The organism is Mycobacterium sp. ACS4054, from assembly GCF_001667275.1.
In the GTDB taxonomy this organism is placed as follows: domain Bacteria; phylum Actinomycetota; class Actinomycetes; order Mycobacteriales; family Mycobacteriaceae; genus Mycobacterium.
This window is the reverse complement of sequence record NZ_LZHV01000007.1, coordinates 1-6,176: the sequence shown is the minus strand read 5'-3', so window position 1 is coordinate 6,176 and position 6,176 is coordinate 1. Positions and strand designations below refer to the sequence as shown.

At 70.7% G+C, this 6,176-nt stretch carries 7 protein-coding genes; 3 read left to right on the top strand and 4 right to left on the bottom strand.

Going from position 1 to position 6,176, the window contains the following annotated elements:
- Positions 1-68 precede the first annotated feature (68 nt).
- The gene (locus A5730_RS01020) at positions 69-749 is read right to left on the bottom strand and encodes a hypothetical protein (RefSeq protein WP_067894395.1); all 681 of its coding nucleotides are present in this window, start codon (positions 747-749) and stop codon (positions 69-71) included.
- Positions 750-848: 99 nt separating this feature from the next.
- Between A5730_RS01020 and A5730_RS01015 the strand changes: the two genes are divergently transcribed.
- Positions 849-1,442: a hypothetical protein gene (locus A5730_RS01015; RefSeq protein ID WP_197506082.1), complete on the top strand. Its 594-nt coding sequence runs from the start codon at positions 849-851 to the stop codon at positions 1,440-1,442.
- 71 nt (positions 1,443-1,513) lie between these two features.
- Here the strand turns inward: A5730_RS01015 and guaA are convergent, their stop codons facing one another.
- Together guaA and A5730_RS01005 are read right to left on the bottom strand one after the other, a co-directional pair.
- Entirely contained in the window at positions 1,514-3,082 is a 1,569-nt protein-coding gene (gene guaA / locus A5730_RS01010; RefSeq protein ID WP_197506084.1) for a glutamine-hydrolyzing GMP synthase, read from the bottom strand.
- Positions 3,083-3,098: 16 nt separating this feature from the next.
- Positions 3,099-4,295 carry an acyl-CoA dehydrogenase family protein gene (locus tag A5730_RS01005; RefSeq protein ID WP_197506080.1) on the bottom strand — a complete coding sequence of 399 codons (1,197 nt, stop codon included), beginning with the start codon at positions 4,293-4,295 and terminating at the stop codon, positions 3,099-3,101.
- Between the two features lie 59 nt (positions 4,296-4,354).
- Between A5730_RS01005 and A5730_RS01000 the strand changes: the two genes are divergently transcribed.
- Entirely contained in the window at positions 4,355-5,008 is a 654-nt protein-coding gene (locus A5730_RS01000; protein ID WP_197506078.1) for a TetR/AcrR family transcriptional regulator, read from the top strand.
- Between the two features lie 3 nt (positions 5,009-5,011).
- Here the strand turns inward: A5730_RS01000 and A5730_RS00995 are convergent, their stop codons facing one another.
- Entirely contained in the window at positions 5,012-5,653 is a 642-nt protein-coding gene (locus A5730_RS00995; RefSeq protein ID WP_067894398.1) for a helix-turn-helix domain-containing protein, read from the bottom strand.
- Between the two features lie 78 nt (positions 5,654-5,731).
- Between A5730_RS00995 and A5730_RS00990 the strand changes: the two genes are divergently transcribed.
- The coding region (locus A5730_RS00990; RefSeq protein WP_156745635.1) for an MFS transporter at positions 5,732-6,176 on the top strand (445 nt) is incomplete at its 3' end.

Below are 6,176 nucleotides of genomic sequence, written 5' to 3'. Positions count from 1 at the left end.
GCCGGGCCCCCCGCGACCGCCGGCCAGTCCATGCACCAGACGGCCAGTACCCGGGATGCCACCGGGATTCACCCGGCTCGCGCCCGGGCGGTCACCCGTCGCCCCGCACACAGCCCGCTGACCTGCAGCCGCACCCGGCCGATCCGGCCGAAGCCCGGGCGAGCGTTCGCCGTGATCTCGTAGCCGCAGACCCGGGCCTCCAGCCGGGTGGACGCCCCCTGCCAGTCGCCGTCGGTGACCAACACCGTGCACCCCTTGTTGCGGGCCCGCGCCACCACCCCCCGCGCCCGGGTCTGCGGCACCCGGCGGCCGCCCAGGCCGAGGACCACCAGGTCCATGCCGTCGACGAGCACCGCGGCCACCTCCACCGGATCGGTTCCGGGATCCGGTATCACCGCCAGCCGGCTCAGATCCGCACCCATCTCCGCGGCGGCCAGCAATCCGATATCCGGCTGGCCGACGATTGCCGCGTTGCCGCCCGCCGCCGTCACCGCGGCCACCACGCCCAACAGCAGCGAGCGGGCTCCGGAGAGCACCGCCACCGTTCCGCGCGGCAGGGGCGCGGGCAGCGACTCCGCCAGCCACGTCGGCAGCGCCAGTTGGGCTTCCGATTCCGGCAGCAGATCGTCGGCGCGAGCGGACGCGGGCCCCGGTGCCTTGCCGGTGATCACGGCCATCCGCCGGCGAAGCGATTCGAGCTGCTCAGCGCGGGTTTCCCGGCCGGGATCGGTGGCGAAAGCCGCAGTCATGACGAGCCCCCTCCACCACTGTTTTCGAAAGTATGTTCGACTGATTGAGAGTTAACACCCACCCTCCGACAACCGTCAAGAAACGTGAGAGGCTGCTTTATGCGGTCGGTGCTGGTGGGGCTGATGGTGCCTTTTTGCATCACTTTTCCCGCGCCGGCCCACGCCGCGCCCTGCCAACCCGCGGAGCTGTTCGCCGCCGACAACACCGATCCCCTGTTCGAGACGCAGGCCGACGTGACGCTCGAGCTACACGGCGCGGCGGTGACGGGGTCGACCCCGCTCGACGGGGTGTACTGGTCTTCCGCGCTGCAGCGAACCACCCACGAGCGCTCGCGGGAATTTCATCTGTGCGGGGTCGACGGCTCGTCGCACACCGCCGCCGAGGCGCTCGGCCGCCAGTTCGACCAGGACGCGGTGCTGACCTTCGACTACCTGCCGCAGAACGCGCCGCGACAGGACGCGATCCTCATCACCGTTCCGGGCGTCGACGTCGCGCGCCTCGGCGACGCGCTGGCGGCCGACCCGGTAGCCCGCGACCGCATCCGCGGCGGATCCGTCACCACGACCGACCACACCCTGATCCTGGTCGCCGAAGACGGCGATCGCGATATCGCCCACGGGCTCGTCACCGCGGCCGGCGGAAACTGGGATGCGGCCATGATCGCCTATGGCAGGCGTGAATTCGTCGGGTAGCCGCGCCCGAGCGTGCGGCTAGCCGCACGTTCGGCTTCGAGTGTGCGGCTAGCCGCACACTCGCGGGCCAGCTACTCCCACTCGATGGTGCCCGGCGGCTTGCTGGTGATGTCCAGCACCACGCGGTTGACCTCGGCCACCTGGTTGGTGATGCGCGTCGAGATGCGCTCCAGCACCTCGTAGGGCACCCGGGTCCAGTCGGCGGTCATGGCGTCCTCGCTGGACACCGGGCGCAGCACGATCGGGTGCCCGTAGGTGCGGTTGTCGCCCTGCACCCCGACCGATCGCACGTCGCCCAGCAGCACCACCGGGCACTGCCAGATCAGGTTGTCCAGGCCGGCGGCGGTGAGCTCCTCGCGCGCGATCTCATCGGCCCGCCGCAACGTGTCCAGCCGCTGCGCGGTGACCTCACCGACGATCCGAATGCCCAGCCCCGGCCCCGGAAACGGTTGGCGCGCAACGATTTCCTCCGGCAGGCCGAGCTCACGCCCGACGGCTCGCACCTCGTCCTTGAACAGCAGCCGCAGCGGCTCGACGAGCTTGAACTTCAGGTCGTCGGGCAGGCCGCCGACGTTGTGGTGGCTCTTGATGTTGGCGGTGCCGCTGCCCCCGCCGGATTCCACCACGTCCGGATACAGCGTGCCCTGCACCAGGAACTCGACCTGAGAATCCGTGTCACCCACGATGTCGCGCACCGCGCCCTCGAACGCCCGGATGAACTGGCGGCCGATGATCTTGCGCTTGCCCTCGGGGTTGGTCACCCCCGACAGCGCCTGCAGGAAGGTGCCCGCGGCGTCGACCGTGACCAGGTTGGCGCCTGTGGCGGCCACGAAGTCGCGCTGCACCTGATCGCGCTCGCCGGCACGCAGCAGTCCATGGTCGACGAAGACACAGGTCAACCTGTCGCCGATGGCGCGCTGCACCAGCGCGGCGGCCACCGCCGAGTCCACGCCACCGGAGAGCCCGCAGATCGCATGGCCGTCACCGATCTGTTCGCGCACCTGCTCCACCAGCGCGGTGGCAATGTTGGCCGGCGTCCACTCCGCGCCCAGACCGGCGAAGTCGTGCAGGAAGCGGCTGAGCACCTGCTGCCCGTGCGGGGTGTGCATGACTTCGGGGTGATACTGCACCCCGGCCAGGCGGCGGGCCCGGTTCTCGAAGGCGGCCACCGCCGCGCCCGCGCTGCTAGCCACCACGTCGAACCCGTCCGGCGCGGCCGTGACCGCGTCGCCGTGGCTCATCCACACCGGCTGCACGCTCGGCAGCCCCGAATGCAGTTCGCCCCCAGCGACTTTCAGTTCGGTGCGGCCGTACTCGCTGGTGCCGGTGTGGGCGACGGTCCCGCCGAGGGCCTGCGCCATGGCCTGGAATCCGTAGCAGATGCCGAACACGGGCACGCCGAGGTCGAACACCGCCGGGTCGAGTTGCGGAGCGCCGGGCTCGTAGACGCTGGACGGCCCCCCGGACAGCACCAGCGCCGACGGCTCCCGGGCCTTGATCTCGTCGATCGACGCGGTGTGCGGGATGACCTCGGAGAAGACCCGCGCCTCGCGGACGCGCCGGGCAATCAACTGCGCGTACTGCGCGCCGAAGTCGACGACCAGCACGGGTCGCGGCGAGGGGGTTTCCACGGCAGCCAGCTTAGTGGTTGCGGTGTCACATCAGGTGTGTCGGTTGCGCAATGCCGAAGCGGGTGCCGGCATAGCGCTTCAACGCGGCCGGGCTGAAGTACACGTGCTGGCCGACCGTGTGCAGGTCCCGGAAGCATCGTTGCAGCGGGTGGCTCGCGTGCACCGCGCCGGCGCCGGTCAGGTGAAACGCCGTATCCACCGCGTGACGCGCCGCGCGCATCGCCTGTTGGGCGGCGAGTTGGAAGCCGGCGCGCTGCCCCAGCGTCGGCGGGTCGCCGGCGCACGCGGTTTCCCACAGGGCGGCGGCCTCGTCCAGAACGAAGGCCCGGGCCGCCCTCAAACCGGCCTGGGCACCGGCGAACTCGACCTGCGCGGCGGAATCCTGGGCGAGCGGCTCGAACGTGCCCGCACGCGCTTTCGTCGCCGCCAGCTCGGTGAATTCGTCCAGCGCGCGACGCGCGATCCCGAGCGGGACGCCCACGATGGCGACCCCGACGAGCGTGAAGAACGCCAGCCTCCACAACGGGCCGTCCTGGCGGGCCGGGGAGAAGAACGGGCTGATGGTGTGTTCCTCGCCGACCCGCAGGCCGCGGCCGACCAGGTCGTTGCTGCCGGTGGCGCGCAGCCCCAAAACGTCCCAGTTGTCGACGATTTCGGCGTCGGCGCGGGGGAAGAACGCCAGGCGCCAGTCGGGGCCCTGGTCGGGGATCATTCGCGGCGTGTCGCCGTCGAAGACGAACATCCCGGCCAAAACCCATTCGGCATGGCGACAGCCGCTGGCGAACGGCCACCGCCCGTCGAGGGCGAAGCGCCCGCTGCCGTCCGGGACGGCGCGCCCGGTGGGGGCGAACACCGTGGCCGCCAGGAAATCGGCGTCCTGGCCGAACAGCGCTGTGGCGGCGGTGGGTTCGAGCCAGGCGGTGAATGCCGGGCCGCCGGCGCCGATGGCCGCGATCCAGCCCGTCGATCCGTCGGCGCGCGCCAGCTCCTCGATCATGTGGATGAATTCGGTTGGCGCCATTTCGGATCCGCCGAGCGAGCGCGGCTGCAGCGCCCGGAAGACGCCGGCCGCACGCAGCCGCCCGACCAGATCGGGTGGCGTCGTTCCGAGCGCCTCCGCCTCGCCGGCGCGCCGGGTGATCTCTGGCGCCAGGGCACGCGCGACGTCCATGGGGTGGGCGCCTCCGGACAGGCCGACGGCGGAGCACGTTGCGGTGGTCATGTCATGCTCCTAATTCTGATACAGTAATCTGTAATAGATACAGGAGCATGTAACTAATTATGGGATCTGTCAAGCGCCGGCCACCGCGCCCCTACGACTCGACGCGCCGCCGCGAACAGGCGCAGCGCAACCGGGACGCGGTGCTTGCCGCCGCCCGGCGGCGATTCCTGGCCCAGGGCTACGCGGCCACCACCATCGCCGAGATCGCGCGGGACGCCGCCGTGTCGGTCGAAACGGTGTACAAGGCGTTCGCGACCAAGGCGGGCGTGCTCAAGGCGCTGTTCGACGTCTCGGTGGCCGGCGACGACGAGCCGATCCCGATGGCCCAGCGCGACGTGATCCGCAACGTCGTCGAGGCGACCGAGGCGGGCCGCAAGCTACGGATCTACGCCGACCACCTGGCCGCCACCATGCCGCGCAGCGCTCCGGTGCAGCTGCTCGCGCGCGACGGCGCCGCGTCGTCGCCCGACGCGCGCGAGGTCTGGCAGCAGATTCGCCAGGAAACCCTCAACGCCATGACGATGTTCGCGGCCGATCTGGCCCGCACGGGACGGTTGCGCGTCGGCTCCAGACAAGCGCGCGACATCCTCTGGACGTATCACGCGCCGGAGCTCTACGAGCTCCTCGTGCTCGAACGGGGCTGGTCGGCCAAGCGATACGGCACGTTCATCGCCGACGCGCTCATCGGCGCGCTGCTCGAACCCGCGGACTGAGGCCTACAGCCCGAACGCCTGGCGCACGCCGTCGACGGCCGCCGCATCGCCCGTCACCGCGATTCGCCGCGCCGCCGCCTTGCGCTTGGCCTCGCTCGCGCCGAGACGGGCGGTCACCAGATCGGCCGCGGCGGCGGTGATCGTCGCCGACGGCTCACCGCGCGCACCGGCCAGCCGCCCCTGCGTCACCGCGAAGTCGAAGCGCCGCCCGTCGATCTCGGCCCGGCACGTCGCCTCCAGCCCGGCGGCCTTGACCGAGTCGAAACCGAGCAGAATCCCGGCCAGAAACCCGTTGAGCGGAGACACCGGCTCGCCCTCGACCGGGTCCAGCCGGTCCAGGCCGAACCACGCGACGCTACGCAGCACGGGCAGCACCCGCTGCCAGCCGATGTCGCTGAGCGTGTAAACGGTCCGCCCGATCGGGGCGGGCAGGTCGGCGCGGTCGACGAGCCCAGCGTCCTGCAGTTCCTTGAGCCGCTCGGCCAGCAGATTCGTTGCGATGCCGGGCAATTCGGCGCGCAGGTCACCGTAGCGGCGGGGGCCGCCGACCAGCTCGCGCAAGATCAGCAGCGTCCACCGCTCGCCCAGGACGTCGAGCCCGAGCGCGATCGGGCAGTTCTGGTTGTAGGTCCGGCGGGTCGCCACCACCACACCCTAGCACGTCAGACATCTTTTTCAACTATTCACTTGATTTTCTTGTCTGTCGGCTTTAAGGTCTCGTTCATGCGCATCGCAAGCCGTGTCCGCAACCACCCGATCGCCGCGCTCGCCGTCATCTGCCTCGGTGTCTTCGTCATCAGCGTCGACGCCACCATCGTCAACGTCGCGCTGCCGACCCTGTCGCGCGAGCTCGGCGCCAACACCGCGCAGCTGCAATGGATCGTCGATGCCTACACCCTGGTGATGGCCGGCCTGCTGCTGTCGGCGGGCACCCTGGCCGACCGATTCGGCAGGCTCGGTTGGCTGAACTCCGGCCTCGCGCTGTTCGCGGTCACCTCCGCCGTTGCGGCACATACCGATTCGGCCGGCCAGCTGATCCCGGCGCGCGCCGCGATGGGGGTGGGCGCGGCGGTGATCTTTCCGACCACGCTCGGATTGATCACCAACATCTTCACCGACCCGGTGGCGCGGGCCAAGGCGATCGGGCTGTGGGCGGCCATGGTCGGGG

What these genes read in the sequence shown, in the direction of transcription:
- A5730_RS01015 (WP_197506082.1), top strand. Translation starts at nt 849, where the DNA reads ATGCGGTCGGTGCTGGTGGGGCTGATGGTGCCTTTTTGCATCACTTTT.
- A5730_RS01020 (WP_067894395.1), bottom strand. Translation starts at nt 749, where the DNA reads ATGACTGCGGCTTTCGCCACCGATCCCGGCCGGGAAACCCGCGCTGAG.
- A5730_RS01005 (WP_197506080.1), bottom strand. Translation starts at nt 4,295, where the DNA reads ATGACCACCGCAACGTGCTCCGCCGTCGGCCTGTCCGGAGGCGCCCAC.
- A5730_RS01000 (WP_197506078.1), top strand. Translation starts at nt 4,355, where the DNA reads ATGGGATCTGTCAAGCGCCGGCCACCGCGCCCCTACGACTCGACGCGC.